Origin of the sequence: Nocardia aurantia, assembly GCF_009604425.1 — a bacterium.
GTDB classification, from domain to species: Bacteria; Actinomycetota; Actinomycetes; order Mycobacteriales; family Mycobacteriaceae; genus Nocardia; species Nocardia aurantia.
Genome location: NZ_WEGI01000001.1, coordinates 177,265 through 202,110 on the forward strand (window position 1 = coordinate 177,265; position 24,846 = coordinate 202,110).

24 protein-coding genes and 1 tRNA gene are annotated in these 24,846 nt (G+C 69.0%); 21 read left to right on the forward strand and 4 right to left on the reverse strand.

Going from position 1 to position 24,846, the window contains the following annotated elements:
- The first annotated feature begins 96 nt into the window (after positions 1 to 96).
- The 12 genes from NRB56_RS00880 (at position 97) to NRB56_RS00935 (ending at position 12,093) form a co-directional block, all read left to right on the forward strand.
- Positions 97 to 285, forward strand: coding sequence for a ferredoxin (locus NRB56_RS00880; RefSeq protein ID WP_153338579.1), 189 nt, complete (start codon positions 97 to 99; stop codon positions 283 to 285).
- 43 nt (positions 286 to 328) lie between these two features.
- A complete protein-coding gene (locus NRB56_RS00885) occupies positions 329 to 1,231 on the forward strand; it encodes a 3-oxoacyl-ACP reductase (RefSeq protein ID WP_319942381.1) in 903 nt (300 codons plus the stop codon).
- A gap of 315 nt (positions 1,232 to 1,546) precedes the next feature.
- Positions 1,547 to 2,311 (forward strand): MlaE family ABC transporter permease, encoded by a 765-nt coding sequence (locus tag NRB56_RS00890; RefSeq protein ID WP_153338581.1) that lies wholly within the window; start codon positions 1,547 to 1,549, stop codon positions 2,309 to 2,311.
- Between the two features lie 4 nt (positions 2,312 to 2,315).
- On the forward strand, positions 2,316 to 3,167 hold the full coding sequence (locus tag NRB56_RS00895) for an MlaE family ABC transporter permease (RefSeq protein WP_153338582.1): 852 nt from the start codon (positions 2,316 to 2,318) through the stop codon (positions 3,165 to 3,167).
- 2 nt (positions 3,168 to 3,169) lie between these two features.
- On the forward strand, positions 3,170 to 4,387 hold the full coding sequence (locus tag NRB56_RS00900) for an MCE family protein (RefSeq protein WP_406603419.1): 1,218 nt from the start codon (positions 3,170 to 3,172) through the stop codon (positions 4,385 to 4,387).
- Entirely contained in the window at positions 4,384 to 5,415 is a 1,032-nt protein-coding gene (locus NRB56_RS00905) for an MCE family protein (protein ID WP_153338583.1), read from the forward strand. The genes NRB56_RS00900 and NRB56_RS00905 overlap by 4 nt, the downstream gene beginning before the upstream one ends.
- Positions 5,412 to 6,476 carry an MCE family protein gene (locus tag NRB56_RS00910; RefSeq protein ID WP_319942382.1) on the forward strand — a complete coding sequence of 355 codons (1,065 nt, stop codon included), beginning with the start codon at positions 5,412 to 5,414 and terminating at the stop codon, positions 6,474 to 6,476. The genes NRB56_RS00905 and NRB56_RS00910 overlap by 4 nt, the downstream gene beginning before the upstream one ends.
- Positions 6,473 to 7,756, forward strand: a complete 1,284-nt coding sequence (locus tag NRB56_RS00915; RefSeq protein WP_153338584.1) for an MCE family protein — start codon at positions 6,473 to 6,475, stop codon at positions 7,754 to 7,756. Before NRB56_RS00910 ends, NRB56_RS00915 begins: the two co-directional genes overlap by 4 nt.
- Positions 7,753 to 9,066, forward strand: coding sequence for an MCE family protein (locus NRB56_RS00920; RefSeq protein ID WP_227837041.1), 1,314 nt, complete (start codon positions 7,753 to 7,755; stop codon positions 9,064 to 9,066). The genes NRB56_RS00915 and NRB56_RS00920 overlap by 4 nt, the downstream gene beginning before the upstream one ends.
- Positions 9,063 to 10,478 carry an MCE family protein gene (locus NRB56_RS00925; protein ID WP_153338585.1) on the forward strand — a complete coding sequence of 472 codons (1,416 nt, stop codon included), beginning with the start codon at positions 9,063 to 9,065 and terminating at the stop codon, positions 10,476 to 10,478. The genes NRB56_RS00920 and NRB56_RS00925 overlap by 4 nt, the downstream gene beginning before the upstream one ends.
- Positions 10,475 to 11,605: a hypothetical protein gene (locus tag NRB56_RS00930; RefSeq protein ID WP_153338586.1), complete on the forward strand. Its 1,131-nt coding sequence runs from the start codon at positions 10,475 to 10,477 to the stop codon at positions 11,603 to 11,605. The genes NRB56_RS00925 and NRB56_RS00930 overlap by 4 nt, the downstream gene beginning before the upstream one ends.
- On the forward strand, positions 11,602 to 12,093 hold the full coding sequence (locus tag NRB56_RS00935) for a h domain protein (RefSeq protein WP_153338587.1): 492 nt from the start codon (positions 11,602 to 11,604) through the stop codon (positions 12,091 to 12,093). The genes NRB56_RS00930 and NRB56_RS00935 overlap by 4 nt, the downstream gene beginning before the upstream one ends.
- Here the strand turns inward: NRB56_RS00935 and NRB56_RS00940 are convergent.
- Together NRB56_RS00940 and NRB56_RS38190 are read right to left on the reverse strand one after the other, a co-directional pair.
- The gene (locus tag NRB56_RS00940) at positions 12,090 to 13,619 is read right to left on the reverse strand and encodes an alpha,alpha-trehalose-phosphate synthase (UDP-forming) (RefSeq protein ID WP_153338966.1); all 1,530 of its coding nucleotides are present in this window, start codon (positions 13,617 to 13,619) and stop codon (positions 12,090 to 12,092) included. The two genes, NRB56_RS00935 and NRB56_RS00940, sit on opposite strands and share 4 nt — an antisense overlap.
- 88 nt (positions 13,620 to 13,707) lie before the next feature.
- A complete protein-coding gene (locus NRB56_RS38190) occupies positions 13,708 to 13,875 on the reverse strand; it encodes a hypothetical protein (protein ID WP_194290685.1) in 168 nt (55 codons plus the stop codon).
- A gap of 215 nt (positions 13,876 to 14,090) precedes the next feature.
- Between NRB56_RS38190 and NRB56_RS00945 the strand changes: the two genes are divergently transcribed.
- From NRB56_RS00945 to NRB56_RS00965, 5 genes are all read left to right on the forward strand, one after another.
- The gene (locus tag NRB56_RS00945) at positions 14,091 to 14,930 is read left to right on the forward strand and encodes an alpha/beta fold hydrolase (RefSeq protein WP_153338588.1); all 840 of its coding nucleotides are present in this window, start codon (positions 14,091 to 14,093) and stop codon (positions 14,928 to 14,930) included.
- 169 nt (positions 14,931 to 15,099) lie between these two features.
- The gene (locus tag NRB56_RS00950) at positions 15,100 to 15,342 is read left to right on the forward strand and encodes an MbtH family protein (protein WP_019931522.1); all 243 of its coding nucleotides are present in this window, start codon (positions 15,100 to 15,102) and stop codon (positions 15,340 to 15,342) included.
- Positions 15,343 to 15,510: 168 nt separating this feature from the next.
- Positions 15,511 to 15,582 (forward strand) — tRNA-Thr (locus NRB56_RS00955).
- A gap of 189 nt (positions 15,583 to 15,771) precedes the next feature.
- Complete coding sequence (locus NRB56_RS00960) at positions 15,772 to 16,503, forward strand: response regulator transcription factor (RefSeq protein WP_153338589.1); 732 nt, start codon at positions 15,772 to 15,774, stop codon at positions 16,501 to 16,503.
- Positions 16,500 to 18,011: a sensor histidine kinase gene (locus NRB56_RS00965; RefSeq protein ID WP_227837042.1), complete on the forward strand. Its 1,512-nt coding sequence runs from the start codon at positions 16,500 to 16,502 to the stop codon at positions 18,009 to 18,011. The genes NRB56_RS00960 and NRB56_RS00965 overlap by 4 nt, the downstream gene beginning before the upstream one ends.
- 39 nt (positions 18,012 to 18,050) lie before the next feature.
- Here the strand turns inward: NRB56_RS00965 and NRB56_RS00970 are convergent, their stop codons facing one another.
- Positions 18,051 to 18,476 (reverse strand): HIT family protein, encoded by a 426-nt coding sequence (locus tag NRB56_RS00970; protein ID WP_153338590.1) that lies wholly within the window; start codon positions 18,474 to 18,476, stop codon positions 18,051 to 18,053.
- A 24-nt stretch (positions 18,477 to 18,500) separates the two neighbouring features.
- Here NRB56_RS00970 and purD point away from each other — a divergent pair, with 24 nt between their 5' ends.
- Positions 18,501 to 19,778 carry a phosphoribosylamine--glycine ligase gene (gene purD / locus NRB56_RS00975; protein ID WP_319942383.1) on the forward strand — a complete coding sequence of 426 codons (1,278 nt, stop codon included), beginning with the start codon at positions 18,501 to 18,503 and terminating at the stop codon, positions 19,776 to 19,778.
- Positions 19,779 to 19,985: 207 nt separating this feature from the next.
- On the opposite strand, the gene NRB56_RS00980 is transcribed toward purD, so the two are convergent.
- Entirely contained in the window at positions 19,986 to 21,116 is a 1,131-nt protein-coding gene (locus tag NRB56_RS00980; RefSeq protein ID WP_319942384.1) for a M23 family metallopeptidase, read from the reverse strand.
- Positions 21,117 to 21,234: 118 nt separating this feature from the next.
- Here NRB56_RS00980 and NRB56_RS00985 point away from each other — a divergent pair, with 118 nt between their 5' ends.
- From NRB56_RS00985 to purB, 3 genes are all read left to right on the forward strand, one after another.
- Positions 21,235 to 22,389: a pyridoxal phosphate-dependent aminotransferase gene (locus tag NRB56_RS00985; protein WP_319942385.1), complete on the forward strand. Its 1,155-nt coding sequence runs from the start codon at positions 21,235 to 21,237 to the stop codon at positions 22,387 to 22,389.
- Positions 22,390 to 22,693: 304 nt separating this feature from the next.
- Positions 22,694 to 23,356, forward strand: a complete 663-nt coding sequence (locus tag NRB56_RS00990) for a TetR/AcrR family transcriptional regulator (RefSeq protein WP_319942386.1) — start codon at positions 22,694 to 22,696, stop codon at positions 23,354 to 23,356.
- Positions 23,357 to 23,367: 11 nt separating this feature from the next.
- Positions 23,368 to 24,789 carry an adenylosuccinate lyase gene (gene purB / locus NRB56_RS00995; protein WP_319942387.1) on the forward strand — a complete coding sequence of 474 codons (1,422 nt, stop codon included), beginning with the start codon at positions 23,368 to 23,370 and terminating at the stop codon, positions 24,787 to 24,789.
- Positions 24,790 to 24,846: the final 57 nt, after the last annotated feature.

Genomic DNA, 24,846 nt, shown 5'->3' on the forward strand with positions numbered 1-24,846 from the left:
ACATGTTCCAGTATGAGGGAGTGGTTCGGCGCGATGGGCCGTCTCGGGCCGAACCGGGCTTGTAGGCTTGCGTCACCAGCGGCAAAGGAGTCATCAATGAAGCTCATCGTGGACTTCGATCAGTGCGAGGCGAACGGCATCTGCGTCGGAATCGCCCCGGACATCTTCGAACTCGACGATCAGGACTATCTGAACGTCAACGTCTCCGACGTGCCCGACGACCGCCTCGAGGCGGTTCGCGAGGCGGTCGCCCAGTGCCCGAAGGCGGCATTGCGGCTCGAGTGAACGGCCCTTGCCGTTAACTGAAACACGTTCTAGAGTCGGGCTCGTGAGCGAGCATGACGTGGACCTCTCCGGTCGAGTGGCAATCGTGACCGGGGCCGGTGCGGGCCTGGGGCGGGCGGAGGCGCTCGCACTGGCTCGCGCGGGCGCCGCGGTCGTCGTCAACGACCTGGCCGAGACCGAGACCACCGCGGCCACCGTGGCCGCGATCCGGGAGCTCGGGGCCAAGGCGGAATTCGTACCCGGCAGCGTGGCGGAACGTGCCACGGCCGATGCATTGATCTCGGCGGCGGACGAAACGTTCGGCGGCGTCGATATCGTCGTCAACAACGCCGGAATTACGAGGGATCGAATGCTTTTTAATATGTCCGACGAGGATTGGGACGCGGTCGTCGCGGTCCATCTGCGCGGGCATTTTCTGTTGTCGCGCAATGCCGCCGCGTACTGGCGCGGCAAGTCCAAAGAATCGGGTTCTCCGGTGTACGGGCGATTGATCAACACCGCCTCCGAGGCCGGTTTGACCGGTTCGCCCGGACAGGCCAACTATGCCGCCGCGAAAGCCGGAATCGCACAGCTGACCGTGTCGGCGGCGCGCGGACTGGCCCGGCTCGGCGTGCGGGCCAACGCCATCTGCCCCCGCGCCCGGACGGCGATGACCGAGCAGGTCTTCGCGCCCGCGCCGGACGACGAGGTCGATCCGTTGTCGCCCGATCACGTGGCCCGGCTGGTCGCCTACCTGGCCGCACCGGCCGCCGACGCGATCAACGGCCAGGTCTTCGTCGTCTACGGCTCGACCGTCGCGCTGATGGCCGCGCCTCGGGTGGAACGGTGGTTCGAGGCGGACGGCCCGCAGTTCTCCACCGCGGAGCTGGCCGGCGCGCTCGGTGCGCACTTCGCCGAACGGCCTGCCGAACAGATGTTTTCCGCGGCGGCCGCACTCGGTCTCTGAGGAATTTCTCCGCCGTCGTACGTCGGCGGTTCTCCACCGAAAGACGGTTGATCGGCGCTCGGCTCCTTGGTAGACATGGGGGTCGATGACGCGCGCGGTTTCCGAACGGCATACTGTACGCCGTATGAACCTGTTCCAGTCCATCGCGCCGAGATAGCAAGAAAAGAACAGCTCAAAAACGAGAATTTGCCTCCACATAGCGCGGTGAACGTGTTCTAATTGTGGAGGCGGGGCGGGGCAGTAACTCTTCGGAGCGGCCCGCTGCTGGGGTTCGATGCGCAACGTTGCGCAGGCACGGCAAGGAGGAATCGCGGAATGAACGAGGTCCTTGCCGTCCCGTTACGAGCGGTCGGCGGGTTCTTCGAACTCACCGCCGACGTGGCCCGCGCGGCCGTCCGGCGCCCCTTCCAGCGACGCGAATTCATCGACCAGGCATGGTTCGTCGCCCGGGTCTCCATCGTTCCGACTCTGCTGGTGGCGATCCCGTTCACCGTGCTGGTGAGCTTCACGCTCAACATCCTGCTGCGGGAGATCGGCGCGGCCGATCTGTCCGGCGCGGGTGCGGCATTCGGCTCGATCACCCAGGTCGGGCCGATCGTGACGGTGCTCATCGTGGCCGGCGCGGGCGCCACCGCGATCTGCGCGGACCTCGGCGCCCGCACCATCCGCGAGGAGATCGACGCGATGCGGGTGCTCGGCATCGACCCGGTCCACCGGCTGGTGGTGCCCCGGGTGCTCGCCTCGATGTTCGTCGCCGCGCTGCTGAACGGGCTGGTCTCCACGATCGGCATCCTCGGCGGATTCCTGTTCTCGGTCTTCCTGCAGGGCGTCAACCCCGGCGCGTTCGTGAACGGGATCACGTTGCTGACGCATCTGCCCGAGCTCGTCATCTCGGAGGTGAAGGCCACGCTGTTCGGTCTGGTCGCCGGCCTGATGGCCTGCTATCTGGGCCTGAACGTCAGGGGCGGGCCCAAGAGCGTCGGCGACGCGGTCAATCAAACGGTGGTGTTCTCCTTCATGGCCCTGTTCGTGGTCAATGTCGTGGTCACCGCCGTCGGGATCAAGTTCACAGCGCGGTGACGGTATGGCCTTCGTGATCGAATCCAGGTTCCCGCGTACGGTACGACGAGTGCGTAGGATGTCCGACTCTCTCGACGGTGTCGGAAGACACGCACAGTTCTACGCGAAGTCGCTGGCCTCCGTGCCGCGCGCGCTGATCCACTACCGCTCCGAGACCATCCGGCTCATCGCCGAGATCAGCATGGGTACCGGCGCGCTGGCGGTGATCGGCGGCACGGTGGTGGTCGTCGGCTTCCTGACCCTGTTCGCCGGCGGCACCATCGCGGTGCAGGGCTACAGCTCGCTGGGCAACATCGGCGTCGAGGCGCTGACCGGCTTCTTCGCCGCCTTCATCAACGTCCGCATCGCGGCGCCGGTGATCTCCGGGATCGGCCTGGCCGCCACCATCGGCGCGGGCGCCACCGCGCAACTCGGCGCGATGCGGGTGGCCGAGGAGATCGACGCGCTGGAGTCCATGGCGATCCGGCCGGTGCCCTTCCTGATCGGCACCCGGGTGCTGGCGGGCATGATCGCGATCGTCCCGCTGTACGCGCTGGCCGTGATCGCGTCCTTCGTCGCCAGCCGGTTCGCGACCGTCGACATCTACCACCAGTCCGCCGGCGTCTACGACCACTACTTCACGACATTCCTGATTCCCAGCGACATCCTCTGGTCGTTCGTGCAGGCGATCTTCATGGCCCTCGCGGTCATGCTGATCCACACCTACTACGGCTACCACGCCACCGGCGGTCCGGTCGGCGTCGGCGTCGCGGTCGGCAACGCGGTGCGCGCGTCGCTGGTCGCGGTGGTGACGGTGACCCTGCTGGTCTCGCTGGCCATCTACGGCACCTCCGGCAACTTCCATCTCTCGGGGTAGGCATGGCGGCGAACAAATTGGTCGAAAAGGACGGCGCCGGAAAGGTTTTCGGAGCCGGGTGGGGCGTGAAACTGGCCGGGCTGGGCATGGTCCTGGCGCTGGTCGCGATCGTCGCGGTCGCGCTGACGATGTTCGCCGGCGGATTCACCTCGACGGAGGCGGTGTACATCGACACCCCGCGCGCCGGGCTGGTGCTCGACCCGGATGCCAAGGTCAAGATCCGGGGCGTGGAAATCGGCCGCGTGCAGTCGATCTCGTACGCCGGTGACCAGGCGCGATTGCGGCTGGCCATCGATCCGCACGAGTTGACGCTGGTCCCCGCCAACGCCACCGTGGACATCCGCTCCACCACCGTGTTCGGCGCGAAGTACGTGAATTTCGCGGTGCCGGAACAGCCCTCGGCGGACCACCTGCGGCCCGGCGCCACCGTCGCCGCGCAGGCCGTGACCGTCGAATTCAACACGCTGTTCCAGCATCTGAGCGATGTGCTGGCGAAGGTGCAGCCGGAGAAGCTGAATGCGACGCTGACCGCCCTCGGCACCGCCCTGCAGGGCCGCGGCGACGAACTGGGCCGGCTGCTGGCCGACTCCGATCACTATCTGCGCGACATCAATCCGAGCCTGCCGGACCTGCAACGGGACCTGCAGACCTCGGTCCCGGTCACGAACCTGTACGCCGACACCGCCCCGGACCTGCTGCGCACCACCGGCAACGCGGCGGTGACCGGCGGGACGCTGGTGCGGCACCAGGACGATCTGGACGCGGTGCTGCTGAACGTGATCGGGCTGGCCGACACCACCGGATCGGTGTTGCGCGACAACGAGAATCAACTCGTCACCGCGCTGGACCTGTTGCGGCCCACCAGCGAACTGCTCGACGAGTACAGCCCGGAGCTGTACTGCCTGGTCGTCGGCGTCGCCGACGCGCTGCCGGTGGCCAACGAGGTCTTCGGCGGGCAGGGCCCCTGGGTGAATCTCAACGCCAGCTTCATGCCGGGTGGCGAACCGTACAAGTATCCGAAGGATCTACCCAAGGTGAACGCCACCGGCGGCCCGCACTGCGAGGGCATCCTCGACCGGGTGCCCGGCAGTCACTCCGACTACCTGGTCACCGACACCTCGCAGGGTGAGGTGTGGACGCCCAGCCTGGACTCGCATTCCAACGGGGCCAGGGTGTTCCAGTTGCTGTTCGCCGGACTGCCGGGGGTGCCCAACCCATGAGGTTCAAACCGCACGCCAGCACCGTGAAGCTCGGAATCTTCACCCTGGTGATGCTGCTCGTGCTGGCCCTGCTGGGGGTGATCTTCAGCCAGATGCGGTTCGCCCGCGAGACCGGCTACCACGCCGTGTTCACCAGTTCGTCCGGGATGCTGCCCGGCGCCAAGGTGCGCATCGCGGGGGTGCCGGTGGGCTCGGTGACCCGGGTCTCGGTGGGCAAGGATCATCTCGCGCACGTCGACTTCGACGTCGACCACCAGTACCGGCTGTACACCAGCACCCACGCCACCATCCGCTACGAGAATCTGGTCGGCGACCGGTATCTGGAGTTGCTGGAGGGGCCGGGCACCACGCAGGCCATGGCCTCCGGCGGCACCCTCGGCGTCGACCGGACCAAGCCGGCCCTGGATCTGGACCTGCTGCTCGGCGGCTTCAAACCGCTGCTGCGCGGGCTGGATCCGGCCCAGGTCAACGACCTGACCAGCGCGCTGTTGCAGGTGTTCCAGGGGCAGGGCGGCACGCTGGTCGCGCTGCTGAACAGCTCCGGCTCGTTCGCGAAGACCCTCGCCGACCGGGACGCGCTGATCGGCAGCGTCATCGACAATCTGAAGACGGTGCTCGCGACCCTGGACGATCGCGACAAGGAATTCGACACCACCCTGACCGAACTGCGGCGGCTGGTCAGCGGGCTGGCGGCGGACAAGGATCCGATCGGGGCGGCGTTGCCGCGGCTGTCCGGCGCGACCGGCGATCTCGCCGGGCTGCTGCAGGTCGCGCGGCCGGATCTGCAGGCCGACTTCGATCAGCTGGGCCGGTTGTCGGGCAACCTCGACGAGCGCTCCGCCGACGTGCAGTGGGTGCTGGACAAGTTGCCCGACACTTACAAGAAGCTGGTGCGCATCGGCTCCTACGGGTCGTTCCTCAACATGTACGTCTGCGGCACCAACTTCCTGATCGACGGTCCCGACGGCAAGCCCCTGCATGTGAACCTGCCCGGTTTACAGACCACCGGGAGGTGTTCCGACCAGTGAGCGAGCAGCGTTCCACCCTGGCCACCGTCGGCGTCATCGGTGTCGTGATCGCGGCGACCGTCTCGCTGTCGGCCCTGCAGTTCGATCGGTTGCCCTTCATCCGCTCGGGCGCCGAGCACTCCGCGTACTTCGCCGACGCCGGCGGGCTGATGTCCGGAGATCCGGTCCAGGTCGCGGGGGTGCGCTCGGGCCGGGTCGAACAGGTGAAACTGGACGGCGCGAAGGTGCTGGTGACCTTCAGCCTGGACGACTCGATCGTGCTGGGCAAGCAGACCACCGCCGCCATCAAGACCAACACCGTGCTCGGCCGCAAATCCCTCGAGGTGGCCCCGACCGGCGACGGCATGATCCGCGGTGACGATCCGATTCCCTTGGCGCGCACCACTTCTCCATATTCGCTGAACGACGCGCTGGGCGATCTGGCCGGCACGGTCAAGGGCCTGGACACCGACCGGGTCAACCAGACCCTGGACGCGCTGTCCGGCGCTTTCGCCGACACCCCCGCCCCGCTGCGCGGCGCGCTGGACGGCGTGACCGCCCTGTCGCGCAGCCTCAACGCCCGCGACAAGGCGCTGACCGAACTACTCGCGCACGCACAGGACGTCACCAAGGTGCTGGCGAGCCGCTCGGACCAGATCAACGCGCTGCTGCTGGACGGCAACGATCTGCTCGGCGAGCTCAACGCCCGCCGGACCGCGCTCAGCCAGCTGATCGTGAACGTGAACGGCCTGGCCCAGCAGCTGAGCGGGTTCGTCGCCGACAACGAGGCGTCGCTGAAACCCACTCTGGACAAACTGAATTCGGTGCTGGCCCTGTTGCAGCGGAACAAGGACAACCTCGGCAAGGCGCTCGACTCGCTCGGGCCGTTCGCGGCCGCGCTGGGCGAACAGGTCGGCAGCGGGCCGTACTTCCAGGCGTACGTGTCCAACGCGACCAGTCTCACGCTGCGGGTGCTGGTCGACGCGCTGGTGTGGCCGGATCACGTGCCGGAGTCGTTGAACGACTACATCAATCACCCGCCGCTGTCGGTCGGCCCGTCGATCCAGGAGCCGCCGCGATGAGCATGGTCAGCAGGGTGCGGGATTCGCGGCTGGGGCGGCTGCCGCGCTGGGTGCGGATCGCCGCCGCGGTGGTGGTCGTCGCGCTGGTCGGCTGGGGCGTCTACGGTGTGCTCGCCGATATCGGGAAAAAGCATGTCACCGCGTACTTTCCGAGCACCAACGGGTTGTACGCCGGTGACCAGATCCGGGTGCTCGGGGTGCAGGTCGGGCGGATCGACTCGATCCGGCCGGGCCGTGACCGTGCCACGGTGAGGCTCACCGTGGATCGCGGCGTCGACCTTCCGGCCGACGCGCGCGCGGTGATCATCTCGCCCTCGCTGGTGTCGGCGCGGTTCATCCAGCTCGCCCCCGCCTACACCGGCGGCCCGAAACTGCGCGACCACGCCGAGATTCCGATCGAGCGCACCGCGGTGCCGGTGGAATGGGACGACATCAAGGCCGAACTGTCCAAGCTCTCCCAGGCATTGGGCCCGATCGGCCAGGATCAGCAGGGATCCTTCGGCCGGTTCGTGAACACCGCCGCCGACAATCTCGCCGACGGCAACGCGCAGGCGCTGCGCGATACCCTGCGCGAACTGTCCAGCACGCTGAGCACCCTCTCGGACGGGCGGACCGACCTGTTCGGCACCCTGCGCAACTTGCAACAGTTCGTGGACGTGCTGTCCAAGAGCAACGACCAGATCGTGCAGTTCGGCGGCCGATTGTCCTCGGTGTCCTCGGTGCTCGCCGGGGTCTCCACGGATCTCGGTGCGGGACTGGACAATCTGGATTCCGCGGTGGCGGATGTGAAGCGGTTCCTGGACGAGCGCGGCGGGCAACTGACCGAGAGCGTGCAGCGCCTGGCCGACGCCACCCAGGTGCTCGCGGACAAGCGCGACGATCTGGCGCGGGTGCTGCACGCGGGCCCCACGGCGCTGGCGAACTTCTACCAGATCTACAAGCCCGCACAGGGTTCGCTGACCGGTGCGGTGGTCGGCGTCAACGCCGCGAACCCGTTCGCCTTCCTCTGCGGCGCGATCGAGGGCATCGAGAACCACGACTCCGATCGGTCCGGTGCGCTGTGCCGGCAATACCTGGCCCCGGTGATCCAGTCGCTGATGATGAACTATCCACCGCTGCTGGTGAATCCGGCCTCCGGACAGGGCGCGTTCCCGGACCAGCTCACCTACAGCACGCCCGATCTGGCCGACCGGGTGCGGGCGCAGAACGAACCGCCGGCCGCGCCGGTCTCGGTGCCGACGGACTTCCTGGGCCTCGTGATTCCGGGAGGGGCGCGATGAACACTCGAATCCGGCTGGCGGGGGCCGTGATCGGCCTCGCGGTGCTGCTGACCGCGACCGGCTGTCAGTGGGACGGGCTGAACACGCTGCCGATGCCGGGCGCCGCCGGAACCGGCGAAGGGTCCTGGCAGGTGCGCATCCAGATGCCGAATGTCACGACGCTGACCCGCAATTCGCCGGTGAAGGTGGACGACGTCACCGTCGGCACGGTCACCGACATCACCGTCGAGGGCTGGCACGCGCTGGTCACCGTGAGCCTGGACAAGAATGTGCAACTGCCGGAGAACGCCACCGCGCGGATCGGCCAGACCAGCCTGCTGGGCAGCAACCACGTCGAGCTCGCGGTCCCGAAAGACGTTCCCCCGCAAGGAAAATTGCACAACGGTGACGTGATCCCGCTGGAGCGGGCTGGCGACTATCCGACCACCGAACAGGTGCTGTCCTCGCTGTCGGTGGTGCTCAACGGCGGCGGTATCTCGCAGCTGGAGACCATCACCCACGAGCTGGACGCCACCTTCCACGGGCGGCAGGACGACATCCGCGATCTGCTGCCCCAGTTGTCCACGCTCACCTCGACGTTGAATCAGCAGACCGCCGACATCATCGCGGCCATGAGCGGACTGGACCGGTTCGCCGGTGTCCTGGCCCGGCAGCGCGACGACCTGACCACCGCGATCACGCAGATCCACCCGGCGCTGACCGTACTCGCCGACCGCCGCGAGAACGTCACGAAAACCCTCACCGCGCTGGGCGATCTGAGCGATGTGGTGCAGCGGATCATCGCGAACTCCGGCGCGAACCTCACCGCCGATCTCGCGCACCTGCGGCCCGCGTTGCAGTCGCTGGCCGACACCGGCACCAAACTGGCCGACTCGCTGCAGATCCTGCTCACCTTCCCGTTCCCGTTGAAGAACCTCGATCGGGCGCTGAAGGGCGACTACCTGAATCTGCTGATGACCGTGGACATCACGGGTGCGCGGCTGGATTCCAACTTCCTCACCGGCACCGCGCTCGGCGGCCGCTTCGGCGGCGTCGAGGGCGCGCTCGGTTCCCTCGCCGGTACCGCGGAGGGCAAGGGCGACCCGATGACCGGGCCGTTGCAGGCGCCGCCACCGGCTCCCGCGCCGGCGCCCGCCATCCCCGGGCTGCCGCCGATCCCGGGCCTGCCCGCCATCCCCGGGCTCACCGTGCCCGCGCCGCCGGCGCCGGATTCCGCACCGGCACCGCCGGCCACCGATTCCGTACCACCGCAACAGGTTCCGGGATCGGGCCAGGCTCCCGACGCGACCGGAGGGGGGACGGATCGATGAAGCTCACCCGGTTCGTACGCAACCAGCTGATCATCTTCTCGGTGCTCACCCTGGTCGGCCTGCTCGTGATGGCGGGCACCTACGTCCATCTGCCGGCGATGTTCGGTATCGGCCGCTACGGGGTGACCGTGCGGCTGACCGCGACCGGGGGGCTGTACCCGAGCGCCAACGTCGCGTACCGCGGCACCAACATCGGCAAGGTGACCGACGTCCGGCTCACCCCGTCCGGGGTGGACGCGGTGCTGTCCATCGACAGCGACTACCAGGTGCCCGCCGACAGCGACGCCTACGTGCGCAGCGTCTCCGCGATCGGCGAGCAGTACGTGGATCTGGTGCCCGCCGACCATCCCCAGGGCGGTAATTTGCGCGACGGTTCGGTGATCGACGTCGGGCGCACCCGCCTGCCGCAGGACGTCGGCGCGATGCTGGACCAGGCCGATCGGCTACTGACCAGCGTCGCCGACACCAAACTGCGCGAGGTGATCGACGACGCCTTCGTCGCCTTCAACGGGGCCGGACCGGATCTGCAGAAGTTCATCGACTCGGCGTCGCTGCTGGTGCAGGAGGCCCAGGCGAACACGGGCCAGACCAAGGATCTGCTGGAGCGGATCGGACCGCTGCTGGACACCCAGAACCGATCCGCGGATTCGATCCGGTCCTGGACACAGAACCTCGCGACCGTGACCGACCAACTGCGCCAACACGATCCGGCGCTGGCGCAACTGCTGGAACGTACCCCGTCGGCGGCGCAGAAGGTGAGCTCCACCTTCCAGCAGCTGAAGCCCACACTGCCGCTGCTGTTGTCGAACATGGTCAGCGTCGGTCAGGTCGGCGTCACGTATCACGCCGGGCTGGAACAGATTCTGGTGATCTACCCGCCGCTGATCGCCGCGCTGCTGACCGTGATCCGCGGGCCGGCCGAATACGGCGCGGTGGTCGACTTCATGCTCGGCCTCAACGATCCGCCCGGCTGCATGACCGGCTTCCTGCCCACCGACCAGTGGCGCGCCCCGACCGCGCTCGACCACCCCGACATCCAGGGCGATCTGTACTGCAAGGTGCCGCAGGACGCCAAGGAGGCGGTGCGCGGTATCCGCAACACCCCGTGCGCGGACGTGCCCGGCAAGCGGGCACCGACCCCGGAGCTGTGCCACGACCCGCAGGGCTACGTACCCGAGGGCGACAACCCGCCGTTCCGGGCGCCGGCCACGGCGGGCGCGCCGCCGCCGGACGGACAGTCCGGCGATCCCGGGCAGACGCACCCGGCGGCCGTGTCCACCTCCCGGGACCCGGCGAGCGGGACCTTCGTGGGTCCCGACGGCCGCACCTATCACCAAGGTGACGTCGGTCCCGACGGATCCGGGAGAGTACCGTCCACCTGGCAGGCGATGTTCGAGGAGCCACTGCGATGAGCGACAGCAGAACGAACAGCGAACGAACCAGACGGCGCGCGAGCCGCCGGGCCGGGCCCCCGGTGGACGCGCCCGGCAACGCTCCCGCGAACGGGTCCGCCCCGGGCGCGGTGCCCGATTCCGCCGCGACCACCTCGGTCACCGGTGCGGTAGCGCCGCCGGCCGAGACGACCGACCCCGCGCCTGCCGCTGCCGCCCGTGCCTCCGACCGGCCGGGACCAGCCGCCTCCGACCGGCCGGTGACAGCCACGGCCTCCTCCGGACCCGATCGAATCTCGCCGTCCGGCACCTCGGAGCCGACCGTGGTCGGCCGGACGGCGGCGGCCGCGAGTTCTTCCGGACCCGTTCGGGCTTCGGCGTCCGGCATTTCGGAGCCGGCCCTCGCCGGCCGGACGATGGCGGCCGCAAGTTTTTCCGAGCCCGATCGCGTTCCGGCACCGGGGGCTCCGACGGCGGCCGGCGCGGAGGACGGCGTCGCGCACCGACCGGTCGGCGGTTCGGCCGCGGCCGTGCAGGCGCAGGACGTCCCCGATGAGACCGAATCGTCGTGGACCTATGTCGACCTGACTCAGGCCCGGCCTGCCGACGTCCCGGCCACGGCGGATCCTACCGCCGATACCCACAGCGTCCGGCGGAATCTCGGAGTGCTCGGCTGGGCCGCCACGGTGGTGGCGGTGCTGTCGCTGGTGCTGCTGGTGGGAGCCGGCGGCGTCTTCGTCTATCACCAGCGGCACGCCGACGCGATGGCCGAGCGGCGTACCGAATATGTGCAGACCGCGAAGCAGGCCATCCTCAACCTCACCAACATCAAGGACGACACCGCCGCCGCGGATATCGACCGGGTGCTGTCGGTGGCCTCCGGGCAGCTGAAGGCCGAGTACTCCTCGCAGAAGGACGCGTACGCGAAGGTCGTGCAGCAGGCCAAGGTGAAGGCACACGGCGAGATCGTCGACGCCGCGCTGGAGAGCGACGACGCCGGCACCGCACGGGTGCTGGTCGCGGCGACCCAGACCCTCACCAACGCCGGATCGGCCGAACCGAGCCAGCGCACCTACCGGTTCCGGGTCACCGTCACCCGTGACGACAGCGGCGCCGTCACCGCCTCGGAAGTGGAGTTCGTGGCATGAACCTCGGAACGAAACGGATCGTCCTGGCGGTCACGGCGGTAGTCCTGTTCGTCGCCGCGGTCGCGGCATCCGGATTCACCGGCTATCGATTCTGGTCGGATCGGCAGGCCGAGCGGGCCCGTGCCGCCTCCGTCACCGCCACGCAGCGCACGCTGGAGGCGATCTTCACCTACGACTACAAGTCCGTCGACAACGAATTGCCCAAGGCGGCAAACAATCTCACCTCCGACTTCCGGCACGACTACCTGATCCTGATCAAGAACGACATCGCCCCCGCGGCGAAACAGAAGGATCTGACCGTGCGAGCCACCGCCGAGGCGGCCGGCGTGATCTCCACCGACCGTTCGCACGCGGTGGTACTGGCATACCTGAATCAGGTTCTCACCAGCAAGGATTCACCTCAGGGCTCGGTCCTGAGCACCCGAGTGCGGGTCAGCCTGGACAAGGACGCCGGCCAATGGCTGGTCGCCAAGATCGATCCGATCTAGTCTGCTTCGTCGTCGGTGAGGAGCGCGCTGCCGGCGACCCGGTCCTGCGCCAGCGCCTCCAGGAAGGCGCGGGCCCAGCGGTCCACGTCGTGGGCGAGGACCTGCCGGCGCAGTGCGCGCATCCGGCGTCGGCGGGTGTCCGCGTCGTCGCCGATGGCGTGCAGGATCGCTTCCTTGACGCTCTCCAGATCGTGCGGGTTGCACAGGTAGGACTGCCGTAATTCCGCTGCGGCGCCGGTGAATTCGCTGAGCACCAGCGCGCCGTTGAGGCCGCTGTGGCAGGCCACGTACTCCTTGGCGACCAGATTCATCCCGTCGCGCAGCGGCGTCACCAGCATCACGTCCGCGGCGACGAAGAACGACACCAGTTCCTCGCGCGGGATCGGCCGATGCAGATAGTGCACGAACGGGTAACCGACACGGGAGAATTCACCGTTGATCCGGCCGACCTGGCGTTCGATATCGCTGCGCATCTGGATGTAGCTCTCGACGCGTTCGCGGCTCGGGGTGGCGAGCTGCACCATCACCGTCTCGGCCGGGTCGATCTTGCCCTCCTGCAACAACTCCTCCAGCGCGGCGAGCCGGATGTCGATGCCCTTGGTGTAGTCGAGCCGGTCGACGCCGAGCAGAATGTTCTTGGGATTGCCGAGTTCCGCGCGGATCTGCGCGCCGCGTTCGCGCACCGACCGCCGCCGTGAGTACTCGTCCAGTTCGGCGGACGCGATCGAGATCGGGAAGGCGCCCACCCGCACGGTGCGGAAACCCACCTGTACCACACCCATTTTCGCGCGCACGCCGACCGTGCCGCGCGACGTCGGTTGCCCGGCAAGCCTTCTCGCGAGATACAAGAAGTTCTGCGCGCCACCGGGCAGGTGGAAGCCGATCAGGTCGGCGCCGAGCAGACCCTCGACCAGCTCTGTGCGCCAAGGCATCTGGAGGAACAGCTCGATCGGCGGGAACGGGATGTGCAGGAAGAACCCGATGGTGAGATCGGGCCGCAGCATGCGCAGCATCTTCGGCACCAGCTGCAGCTGGTAGTCCTGCACCCACACCGTCGCGCCCTCGGCGGCCACCTTCGCGGTGTACTCGGCGAAGCGCCGGTTCACGTCGACGTAGGCGGTCCACCAGCGGCGGTGGTACTCCGGCCGCACGATCACGTCGTGGTACAGCGGCCACAGCGTGCCGTTGGAGAAGCCCTCGTAGTAGTCGGCGACCTCCTCGGCCGACAACGGCACCGGATACAGCTCCAGACCGTCCTCGATGATCGGATCGACATCGACGTCGGGGACCCCGGCCCAGCCCACCCAGGCGCCGTTGTTGTTGCGCAGCACCGGCTCCAGCGCCGTGACCAGACCACCCGGGCTGCGCTTCCAGCGCTTGGTGCCGTCGGGCAGTCGCTCCAGATCGACCGGCAGACGGTTGGCGACGACCACGAAACCGGAGCCGGCGCCGCTGTGCCCGCCGGACTCGGGGGAGTTGTCCTCCCGCTCGCCGGGTGAGGATAGGTCGGTGGGGGATTGGCTCATCTGGTCCACTGCTGGATCCCTCCGGTCGCCGGGCCGTCGCGGCGTTGAAGTTGTGCTCGGGTGAGTCTCCGGTGGAGACCCCTACGGTTCAGTCGTTGCGGCCACTGGGAGCGATACCCAGCATCGACAGCAGCATCCGGCATTCGTCGGCGTCGGTTGCGTAGGCGGCCACCACGCGCTGGGCCTGCCGGGCGGTCTCGTCCGCCAGGGGCTCCAGGTCGTCGTCCGCGATGTCGTTGGCGCCCTTCGCGGCCATCGTCGTGTCCTCTCGGCTCGGGCTGTGCATCACACAGCTCGGATTGTCACGGTTCTCGAGAGTCCATGGTATCGGGCGGCGACCTGGGTACTGTCGCCTCGGGCACACCTCGCCCGAACTGCAACGGCCGCAACGCCCGGGCGAAACACCCGAGCCGGGCCAACCTATACCGTGGGGTAGGGAATGCAGAAGGTAACAGAAAGGGTCCGAAGCTCATGCCGTTGGCCACGGTGAACGGAATCGCGCTGAACTATCAGGTGAAGGGGGACAGGGCGCGGGGCACCGACACCAAGGGCGCGGCGCCGCTGGTCGTGCTGATCATGGGCACCGGCAGTCCGGGCCGGGTGTGGGAGTTGCACCAGGTGCCCGCGCTGCTGGCCGCCGGTTACCGGGTGTGCACCTTCGACAACCGCGGCATCGCGCCGTCGTTCGAGTCGACCGCCGGGATCACCATCGAGGACATGGTCGCCGACACCGCGGCCCTGATCGAACTGCTGGACGAGGGCCCGGCGCTGGTCGCGGGCACCTCGATGGGCGCCCGGGTCGCCCAGGAATTGGCGCTGGCCCGCCCCGACCTGGTCCGTAAGGCCGTCTTCCTGGCCGGTCACGCCCGCCTGGACCTGTTCCAGAAGACGCTGTCGGAGGGCGAGCACGAACTCGACGCGAGCGGTGTGCGGCTGCCCGCCAAGTACGACGCGGCGATCACCGCCGTGATGAATCTCTCCCCGGCGACGCTCGCCGAGCCGAACGCCGCCCGGGACTGGCTGGATCTGTTCGAGTTCACCGGCGGCCCGGTCGGCCCCGGCGTGCGCGCACAGCGGCGGATGGACCACGATTTCGACCGGTTGCAGGCGTATCGCGGGATCCGGGTGCCGTGCCTCGCGATCGGCTTCGCCGACGACCGGATGATCCCGGCGTACCTGTCCCGGGAACTCGCCGAGGTGATTCCCGGCGCCCGCTACCAGGAGATTCCCGACGCGGGCCACTACGGTTACCTGGAGCGGCCGGAGGCCGTCAACAAGGTTCTGCTGGATTTCTTCTCGAGTTCTCGCTGATGTACTTCGCAAGTCCGCACTGAACCCCGACCCGCGGAACCGGGCTCGAGACGAGCCCGACCCACGTAACGTTGAGCTTGCTAGGGTCGACACACGCGTCACGGGGTTCGCCCCAGGTCGGACACCCGACCGCGTATCCGTACACATCGCCAGTATCCAGTGAGGTGAGATGAGCACCAACCCCTTCGACGACGAGGACGGCCGCTTCTTCGTTCTGGTCAACGACGAAGAGCAGCACTCGCTGTGGCCGGCCTTCGCCGAGGTCCCGGCCGGGTGGCGAGTGGTCTTCGGCGAGGACAGCCGGGCAGCCTGCGTCGAGTACGTCGAGAAGAATTGGACCGACATGCGGCCCAAGAGCCTGCGCGACGCGATGGCGGCCGACGACGCGGCCCGCCAGGCCGCGCAGTCCTGATCGCGGAACATCCAGATACTGCGCCGATACCGCGCGCGCTCCCGGCCGGTTGGTGTGTACGCCCTCGCGTACGCACCAACCGGCCGATCCGCGCCCACCCACCCGGTGCCGTGAGCTCCGGCTTTCCCGCCCCACCGGTAACCCGGTTATGATTGGCCCGCTTTTCCCGCCTCCTTAGCTCAGTGGTAGAGCACTCGCCTTGTAAGCGAAAGGTCGTCAGTTCAATCCTGACAGGGGGCTCTACCCGGTCGTCCCGACGGTGGTGGCCGCTCGTTTTCGACTGTCGCAGTGCGGTTTTCGTCCGTTCGCGGGTGTGTCCGAATTCCGTCGGGCATTGACAGGAGGCTCGGACCGTAGGGGGAGGGGCTTCCCAGAAAACTCCCAGAGAAGGTTCAGCGACTTCCCGATGGGGCGGGGCACGATTGTCCTATGAATGGTGCTGCCGACCGAACCCCAGAGGCCCGCGTGCTCGTGGTCGACGACGAACCGATGATCGTCGAGCTCATCTCGGTGAGCCTGCGTTATCAGGGCTTCGAGGTCGCCACCGCGGGGAACGGCGCGGAGGGGTTGGACAAGGCGAAGAGTTTCCGGCCCGACGCGATGATCGTCGACGTCATGATGCCGGGCATGGACGGGTTCGGGTTGCTGCGCCGGCTGCGGGCCGACGGGATCGACGCGCCGGTGCTGTTCCTCACCGCGCGGGATGAGGTGGAGGACAAGGTCACCGGGCTCACTCTGGGCGCCGACGACTACGTCACCAAGCCCTTCAGCCTCGAGGAGGTGGTGGCGCGGCTGCGGGTGATCCTGCGCCGCTCCGGTCACGTGGTCGAGGAGACGAAGTCGTCCCGGTTGCGGTTCGAGGACATCGAACTGGACGACGACACCCACGAGGTGTGGAAGGCCGGGGAGCCGGTGTCGTTGTCGCCGACGGAGTTCACCCTGCTGCGGTACTTCATGGTGAACGCGGGGACGGTGCTGAGCAAGCCGCGGATACTCGACCATGTGTGGCGCTACGACTTCGGCGGCGAGGTGGGCGTGGTCGAAACCTATGTGTCGTACCTGCGCAAGAAGGTCGACACCGGGCCGGACCGGCTCATCCACACGCTGCGCGGCGTCGGTTACGTGATGCGCGCACCCAGCCGGAGCAAGTCTGCGAGATGAGCATCCAGGTCGACGAGGCAACGGCCGTCCCCGGAGCTTCGGCGGACCCGTCGTCGGCACAGCGGTCCCGATCGATCGCCCATCTGATCCGGTCGCGGTTCGCCGCCGTTCCATTGCGGGTCATGCTGGCGATGGCACTTCTGCTGTTGTCCGCGCTCGGGTTGCTGGTGTCCGGGGTCGCGGTCACCTCCTCGATGCATCGCGTGCTGCTCGATCGGGTCGATCGGCAGCTGGTCGAGGCGTCGCACACCTTCGCACGGCCCAGTCAGCCGCCGCTGGAACCGCAGCCGGCGCCGCGCGGGGAACGGCCACCGACGCTGTTCTATGTGCACATCATCGATCCGGGCGGTAATCTCCGCACCGAATTCCTTTCCGGGACAAAACTTCCCGATATTCCGTCGGATCTCGACCGGCATCCCCGGACCATCGGCTCGGTGGGCGACGCGGACGCGCACTGGCGGGCCCTGCGAGTGGTCGGGCCGGACGGGTCGACCAGCATCGTCGCGCTGCCGCTGAACGAGACCGACAACACGATCGATCGCCTGATCGGCCTGCAGGTCGTGGTCGGCGTGATCGTGCTCGCCGTGCTGGCGGTGTTCGCCCAGTTCGCGATCCGGCGCAGCCTGCGGCCGTTGCAGGAGGTGGAGAAGACCGCCGCCGCGATCGCCGGCGGCGACCTGCATCGCCGAGTTCCGGTGCGCGGCACCAACACCGAGGTCGATCTGCTGGCGCAGTCGCTGAACGGGATGCTCGCCCAGATCCAGCAGGCGTTCGCCGCCACCGAGGCCTCCGAGGAGGCGGCCCGCCGGTCGGAGACGAAGATGCGGCGGTTCATCGCCGACGCCAGCCACGAACTGCGCACCCCGCTGACCACGATCAAGGGCTTCGCCGAGCTGTATCGGCAGGGCGCGATGGCCGATCCGACGATGTTCATGGATCGCATCGAGCGCGAGGCGAACCGGATGGGCGTGCTGGTCGAGGACCTGCTGATGCTGGCCCGGCTGGACGCGCAGCGGCCGCTGGACCGTCGCCCGGTGGACCTGCTGGCGCTGGCCAGCGATGCCGTGCACAACGCCCGCGCGGTCGACGCCGCGCAGCGACCGGACGGTCCGCCCCGGCCGATCGACCTGGTGATCCGCACCGGCGCCGGCACGCTGGAAGTGCTCGGTGACGAGGCCCGGCTGCGTCAGGTCCTGGGCAACCTGGTCAACAACGCGCTGATCCACACCCCGCCCGACGCCGCGGTCGAGGTCCGCCTCGCCCCCGCCGTCGACGAGGTGCTGCTCGAGGTCGCCGACACCGGCCCCGGCCTGCCGCCGGACCAGGCGGAACGCATCTTCGAGCGGTTCTACCGCACCGACTCGTCCCGCAGCCGCGACAGCGGCGGCACCGGTTTGGGCCTGTCCATCGTCCAGGCCCTGGTCGACGCGCACGGCGGCACCGTCACCGTGCACAGCGTCCCCGATGCGGGCACTACCTTCACCGTGCGGCTGCCCCGCCGGGTATGACCGGCGGGCCGGGGCGCTCGCGCGGACGGGCGGCCTCGATCATTCCGGGACGTTGGCGGCGTAGCCGAGGTCGCGGAGGGCCTGTTTGATCTTGGTCTGGGCCTCGTCGAGGGATTCCTTGCTAGGGTCCTGGTCGGCGCCGGAGATGTTGAAATCGCCGAGTTCGAAGGCGGGGAAGACGTGGACGTGGAGGTGGGGTACCTCCAGGCCCGCGATCAGCAGGCCCGCGCGGGGGGCGTCCCACGCGGCGCGGACGGCCTGGCCGATGGTCTGGGCGACCGACATCAGGCGGGTGAAGGTGGCGGGGTCGAGATCCTGCCACTGATCGATCTCCTGGCGGGGGACCACCAGCGTGTGCCCCTGGGTGACGGGGGCGATGGTGAGGAAACCGACGAATTCGTCGTCCTCGTACACGAACCGTCCGGGCAGCTGACCGGCGATGATCGCACTGAAAACGGAAGCCATGGTGAGTACCCTAAGCTGTCTGCCGTGCGCGTACTCGTCATCGGCTCCGGAGCTCGTGAACACGCCCTCGTGCTGGCCCTGCGCCGGGATCCGGGGGTGCGGGCGGTGTTCGCCGCGCCCGGCAATCCGGGGATGGCGGCGCAGGCCGAGCTGCGGGCCGTGGACCCCGTGAACGCCGACGCCGTGGCGGCGCTGGCGCGGGAGGTCGCCGCCGATCTCGTGGTGATCGGGCCGGAGGTGCCGCTGGTGCTCGGGGTGGCCGACGCGGTGCGCGCGGCGGGGATCGCGTGCTTCGGCCCGTCCGCCGACGCGGCGCGGATCGAGGGTTCGAAGGCGTTCGCCAAGGACGTCATGGCCGCCGCCGGGGTGCGCACCGCGCACAGCGAGGTGGTCGATCATCCGGGTGAACTGGACGCCGCGCTGGACCGGTTCGGGCCCACCTGGGTGGTGAAGGACGACGGTCTGGCCGCGGGCAAGGGGGTCGTGGTCACCGCCGACCGGCTGGCCGCCCGCGATCACGGCGCCGAGCTGCTGGAGCAGGGGCATCCGGTGCTGCTGGAATCGTTCCTCGACGGGCCCGAGGTGTCGCTGTTCTGTCTGGTGGACGGGGAGACGGTGGTGCCGTTGCTGCCCGCGCAGGACCACAAGCGGGTGGGCGACGGCGACACCGGGCCGAACACCGGCGGCATGGGCGCCTACACACCGCTGCCCTGGCTGCCCGCCGAGACGGTCACCGAGATCATCGAGGATGTCGTGAAACCCGTTGCCGCGGAGATGGTTCGGCGCGGTGTGCCGTTCTCGGGGCTGCTGTACGCCGGTCTCGCGATCGGTCAGGCCGGACCCGCCGTGGTCGAATTCAATTGCCGCTTCGGCGATCCGGAGACCCAGGCGGTGCTGGCGCTGCTCGAGAGCCCGCTCGGTGAACTGCTGTACGCCACGGCCACCGGCTCGCTGGACCAGGCGCCACCGCTGCGCTGGCACGACGGCGCCGCGATCACGGTCGTGCTGGCCGCCGAGAACTATCCCGGCCGGCCCCGTACCGGCGACGTGATCGCCGGCACCGAGACTACCGAGCCCGATACCGACGTGCTGCACGCGGGCACCGCGCTGCGCGACGACGGCGCGCTGGTGTCGGCCGGCGGCCGGGTGCTGAGCATCGTCGCCACCGGCGCCGATCTCGCCGAGGCCCGCACCCGCGCCTACGACCGGCTCGCGGGCGTGAAACTGCCCGGCGCGCACTGCCGTACGGATATCGCGCTCGCCGCCGTCGAGGACCGCATCTCCGTCCCGGCGCGGGTCTGAACCGTTCGCCGCGAGCCGGATCGGGCCGCGATTCCGGTGCATCGGCTCGGTTCCGGGCCGGGACAATCGGTTCGGCGGGGCCGGTGCGTGCCGCCGAACACTCCGACGCTCCCGGTCGATGCGGCGGCGCGTCCGCTGAACATGGCCGTCGCACCGCGTGGTGGTTGATTCGTGGTCTGCCGGCGTGCGGGCGGGAATCGGGTGGGATCAGCCGATCGTGATGCCGTGCAGGGCCAGCCAGGGCTGGGGGTCGATGTGCTGCCCGTTGATCAGCACCTCGAAATGCAGGTGCGGGCCCGTGGAGTCGCCGCGGTTGCCGACGCGGGCGATCTGCTCACCGGCGTGGACGCGTTCACCGACGGAGACCGAGAAGTCGTACATGTGGCCGTAGACGGTGATGGTGCCGTCGTCGTGGCGGATACGGACCCACAGGCCGAAACCCTGCGCCGGTCCGGCGTCGATGACCGTGCCGTCGGCGACGGCGTAGATCGGGGATCCGATCGGAGCCGCGATATCGATACCGTAATGGAAAGTGCCCCAGCGGTTTCCGTAGCCGGAGGTGAAGACGCCCCGAGCCGGGAGGGCGTAGCCGCCGAGGCTCGGCGCGATACCGGGCAGTGTCGCCGGGCCGGGTAGCCAGGGGGCGGGGCGACCGGCGGCCGCGGCGGCGGCCTCCGCCTTGGCGCGCTCCAGGGTGGCGCGGGACGCGGCGGCCACCACCTGGGATTCGCGGATGCGCTCGCCGTTGTCGATCGCGTCGAGGTAGCGGCGGGCGGATTCCGGTGCGGCCTGGTTCTCCACGCCGTAGGCGATCGGGACGCGTTGTGTCGCACCGAGTTCCAGGTCGATGTCGACCGTGTGCGGCGGCCGCGCGTCCGACGTGGCGAGAATCGCGGTGCCGCACAACACGATCAGCAGCACCCGGTGGGTCTCGACGAATTTCCGGGCGTCCTGCGAGGTCCGCCGCCAGTCGCGGGTGCGCGCGGTGTGCCGGACCCGTATGGCGCCGCTGCGCACTGCCCCGGCCACGCTCATTCTCGCGACCCGGCCCACGGTGGCGATCCGTCGTAGTGCCGCTCGAGCTTGCCGGCTCACTGTTGCCGTGCTGCCGGCCGCGGATGCGCGGCCGGTTGTCGCCGTGTTGCTCGTCGTCGGCGGGCCGGTGGGTTCCACGTCGTCCGGCGCTGCGGTGCGGTCTGCTTCGGCTGTTCCGGCCGCCGCGGCCACGCCTGCCGCCGGGCCCGGCGCGACCGGCCGGAGCCGGTTCACCAGCGCGCGCATGCGCTGCCGCAGGGTCGGCGGCCGTGGGCGGGAGCGCCAGTCGGGGCGGATGATCACCACCGTGCACCCCCTGACGCGTCGATCAGCCGCCCGACCCGGGCATACCGCCGACGATAACAGGGTGGTCTCGCAACCGGGAGTGAGCGGACGGGCGGGCGTGTTCTACCGTCGACCGGTGCGCAGTGAATCGCTTCGTTCCACCATCCCCACCTTCTACGTCATGGACGTGTGGAAGGCCGCGGCCGAACGAGCCCGCACCCACGGCGACGTCCTGGTGCTCGCGGCGGGGCAGCCGTCCACCCCGGCGCCGGCGCCGGTGCTGCGGGCGACCAAGCTGGCGATCGACAACGAACTGCTCGGGTACACCGAGACTTTCGGCATTCCGGAGCTGCGCGAGGTGATCGCCGCGTATCACCGCGACGGTTACGGGGTCGACGCGACCGCCGACGATGTGGTGATCACGACCGGTTCGTCCGGTGCGTTCACGCTGATCTTCCTGGCCGCCTTCGACACGGGCGACACCGTGGTGGTGGCCCGGCCCGGCTATCCGGCGTATCGCAACACGCTGACCGCGCTCGGCTGTCGCGTGGTCGAACTGGACTGCGGGCCGCAGACCCGGTTCCAGCCGACGGTCGCCATGCTCGCGGAGTTGCCGGAGCCGCCCGCGGGCCTGGTCGTGGCCAGCCCGGCCAATCCGACCGGGACCATGATCGATCCCGGCGAGCTGGCCGCCCTGGCCCGCTGGTGCGACGATCACGGCACATTACTGATCTCCGACGAGATCTACCACGGGATCAGCTATGCCGACACCGAGCCGACCGCCTCGGCCTGGGAGACCTCGCGCGAGTCGGTGGTCGTGGGTTCGGTGTCCAAGTACTTCTCGATGACCGGGTGGCGGCTGGGCTGGATGCTGGCGCCGGCGCGGCTGCGACCGGCGTTGCAACGGCTGGCCTCGAACATGACGGTGTGCCCGCCCGCCGTCTCGCAGTACGCCGCGGTGCACGCCTTCGATCCGGAATCGCGTGCCGAACTCGACCGGCACGTCCGCCGGTACGCCGACAACCGGGCGCTGTTGCTCGACGGTCTGCCGAAACTCGGCATCACCGAACTCGCGCCGGCCGACGGCGCCTTCTACGCCTATGCGGATATCGGCCATCTGACCCACGATTCGACGCGCTGGTGTGCCGATCTGCTGGCGCACACCGGGGTCGCGCTCGCGCCCGGAATCGATTTCGACACCGAAAACGGAAACCATACGGTCCGCATTTCTTTTGCCGGTGCCACGACCGACATCGAGGCCGCATTGGTCCGGATGGGCCGCTTTCTGTGACCTCCGTCGCATCGGACTGCCCAGTCCCGCAAAGACTTTCCGTTCCCGGCCCCCTATCGGCCGCCGATGCGGTAGAAAAAGTATGGTGTGTTTTCGCACCGCACCTTCCCGTTTACCCACGGCCGGCTCGGGACGCCCCACCGCCCGGTCGGCGCATGCAATCCCGCCGGGTCGGCGCATGCAATCCGGACGGGGTCCACGCATGCAATCCGGAACCGGCAGAAGAAGACCGACAAAGTACGTACCCACAGCGATCGCACCGATTTGGCACGGATGAACCGATGACGACTGGCACGATGACACGGTGATAACCGCGACGACCCCGAAAGGCGAACGGCGTCGCCAGGCTCTGGTCGCGGCTGCCGCCGAGCTGTTGCTCGAAGGCGGGTTCGATGCCGTCCGGCACCGCTCGGTGGCTACGCGAGCCGATCTACCCTTGGCGTCGACGACGTACTACTTCCAGTCCCTCGAGGATCTGATCGCGCGCGCGGTCGAATTCAGCGGCAACGCCGAACTCGACGCGATGCGCCGGCGGGTCGGCGAGGTGACCCATCGCCGCCGCGGCGCGGAGGCCACCGCCGACCTGATCCTGGACCTGCTCGTGGGCACCGACGGAAACGACGAGTTCGCGCGCGGGCAGCTGCTGGCCCGGTACGAGCGCTCGGTGGCCTCGGCCCGTCACCCCGAGCTGCGCGACGTGCAGCTTCGACTACGTACCCAGCTCGAGGACCTGCTCGCCGACGTGCTGCGCCGCTCCGATCGGGTGGTCCGCGGCGAACAGCTGCGGCGGCTGGTGGCGGTGGTCGACGGTGCCGTGGTGGCCGCCCTGACCGAGCCGGAACCGCAGCCGCGCCGCACCGCGCGCGGGGCCCTGCTGGAGCTGATCGACGTGATCGCACCGGCCACTCCGCAGCAGACCATCCTGCACCCGCATACCTCCGGCAATCGGGTCGGCACCGAACACTAGACTCGACCGACGTGAGTGTTGTCCCGAACGTCCTCGCCAACCGGTACGCCGGCCCGGAGCTGCGGCATCTGTGGTCCCCGGAGAACAAGATCGTGCTGGAGCGCCGGCTGTGGCTGGAGGTGCTGCGGGCACAGGCCGAACTCGGCGTGGACGTGCCGCCGGGGGTGATCGAGGACTACGGGCGGGTGATCGACCACGTCGACCTGGCCTCGATCGCCGAGCGCGAGCGGGTGACCCGGCACGACGTGAAGGCCCGCATCGAGGAGTTCAACGCGCTCGCCGGGCACGAGCACATCCACAAGGGCATGACCAGCCGCGACCTCACCGAGAACGTCGAGCAGTTGCAGATCCGGTCGTCGCTCGAGCACGTGTACCGGCACGGGGTGGCCGTCGCCGCCCGGCTGACCGAACGGGCCGCCGAATACGGGCCGCTGGTGATGGCCGGTCGCTCGCACAACGTGGCCGCGCAGGCCACCACGCTCGGCAAACGGTTCGCCTCCGCCGCCGACGAACTGCTCATCGCGCTCACCCGGCTGCGCGAGCTGATCGATCGCTACCCGCTGCGTGGGATCAAGGGCCCGATGGGCACCGCCCAGGACATGCTGGACCTGCTCGGCGGCGACGCGGCCAAGCTGACGCTGCTGGAACAGCGGGTCGCGCGGCACCTGGGCTTCGCCAGCGTGCTCACCAGCGTCGGCCAGGTGTATCCGCGATCGCTGGACCACGACGTGCTGTCCGCGCTGGTGCAGGTGGGCGCCGGGCCGTCCTCGTTCGCGCACACCATCCGGCTGATGGCCGGGCACGAGCTGGTCACCGAGGGTTTCCAGCCGGGCCAGGTGGGTTCGTCGGCGATGCCGCACAAGATGAACACCCGGTCCTGCGAGCGGGTCAACGGCCTGCAGGTGGTGTTGCGCGGGTACGCCTCGATGGCCGCGGAACTCGCCGGTGCGCAGTGGAACGAGGGCGACGTGTTCTGTTCGGTGGTGCGCCGGGTCGCGCTGCCGGACGCGTTCTTCGCCATCGACGGCATGATCGAGACCTTCCTGACGGTACTGGCCGAATTCGGCGCCTATCCGGCGGTGATCGAACGGGAACTCAACCGCTACCTGCCCTTCCTGGCCACCACCCGCATCCTGATGGCGGCCGTACGGGCCGGGGTCGGCCGGGAGGCCGCGCACGAGGTCATCAAGGAGCACGCGGTCGCGGTCGCGCTGGCCATGCGCGAGCAGGGCCGCGAACCGGATCTGCTGGACCGGCTGGCCGGCGACGACCGGTTGCCGCTGACCCGCGCCGAGCTGGCCACCGCCCTCTCCGACCGGTCCGCGTTCGTCGGCGCCGCCGAGGCGCAGGTGGCCGACGTGATCGCGCAGGTGCAGAAGCTGGTGGACGCCGATCCGGCGGCCGCGCGCTACACGCCGTCGCCGATCCTGTAGCGCTGCTGCGGGTTTCGGGCCCCCGGGCACCGCTGCTGCGCGGACGGCCCGCGGCGC

What these genes read in the sequence shown, in the direction of transcription:
- NRB56_RS00890 (WP_153338581.1), top strand. Translation starts at nt 1,547, where the DNA reads ATGAACGAGGTCCTTGCCGTCCCGTTACGAGCGGTCGGCGGGTTCTTC.
- NRB56_RS00950 (WP_019931522.1), top strand. Translation starts at nt 15,100, where the DNA reads ATGAGCACCAACCCCTTCGACGACGAGGACGGCCGCTTCTTCGTTCTG.
- NRB56_RS00905 (WP_153338583.1), top strand. Translation starts at nt 4,384, where the DNA reads ATGAGGTTCAAACCGCACGCCAGCACCGTGAAGCTCGGAATCTTCACC.
- NRB56_RS00895 (WP_153338582.1), top strand. Translation starts at nt 2,316, where the DNA reads ATGGCCTTCGTGATCGAATCCAGGTTCCCGCGTACGGTACGACGAGTG.
- NRB56_RS00970 (WP_153338590.1), bottom strand. Translation starts at nt 18,476, where the DNA reads ATGGCTTCCGTTTTCAGTGCGATCATCGCCGGTCAGCTGCCCGGACGG.
- NRB56_RS00915 (WP_153338584.1), top strand. Translation starts at nt 6,473, where the DNA reads ATGAGCATGGTCAGCAGGGTGCGGGATTCGCGGCTGGGGCGGCTGCCG.
- NRB56_RS00935 (WP_153338587.1), top strand. Translation starts at nt 11,602, where the DNA reads ATGAACCTCGGAACGAAACGGATCGTCCTGGCGGTCACGGCGGTAGTC.
- NRB56_RS00960 (WP_153338589.1), top strand. Translation starts at nt 15,772, where the DNA reads ATGAATGGTGCTGCCGACCGAACCCCAGAGGCCCGCGTGCTCGTGGTC.
- NRB56_RS00930 (WP_153338586.1), top strand. Translation starts at nt 10,475, where the DNA reads ATGAGCGACAGCAGAACGAACAGCGAACGAACCAGACGGCGCGCGAGC.
- NRB56_RS00940 (WP_153338966.1), bottom strand. Translation starts at nt 13,619, where the DNA reads ATGAGCCAATCCCCCACCGACCTATCCTCACCCGGCGAGCGGGAGGAC.
- NRB56_RS00900 (WP_406603419.1), top strand. Translation starts at nt 3,170, where the DNA reads ATGGCGGCGAACAAATTGGTCGAAAAGGACGGCGCCGGAAAGGTTTTC.
- NRB56_RS00945 (WP_153338588.1), top strand. Translation starts at nt 14,091, where the DNA reads ATGCCGTTGGCCACGGTGAACGGAATCGCGCTGAACTATCAGGTGAAG.
- NRB56_RS00920 (WP_227837041.1), top strand. Translation starts at nt 7,753, where the DNA reads ATGAACACTCGAATCCGGCTGGCGGGGGCCGTGATCGGCCTCGCGGTG.
- NRB56_RS00925 (WP_153338585.1), top strand. Translation starts at nt 9,063, where the DNA reads ATGAAGCTCACCCGGTTCGTACGCAACCAGCTGATCATCTTCTCGGTG.
- NRB56_RS00965 (WP_227837042.1), top strand. Translation starts at nt 16,500, where the DNA reads ATGAGCATCCAGGTCGACGAGGCAACGGCCGTCCCCGGAGCTTCGGCG.
- NRB56_RS00880 (WP_153338579.1), top strand. Translation starts at nt 97, where the DNA reads ATGAAGCTCATCGTGGACTTCGATCAGTGCGAGGCGAACGGCATCTGC.
- NRB56_RS38190 (WP_194290685.1), bottom strand. Translation starts at nt 13,875, where the DNA reads ATGGCCGCGAAGGGCGCCAACGACATCGCGGACGACGACCTGGAGCCC.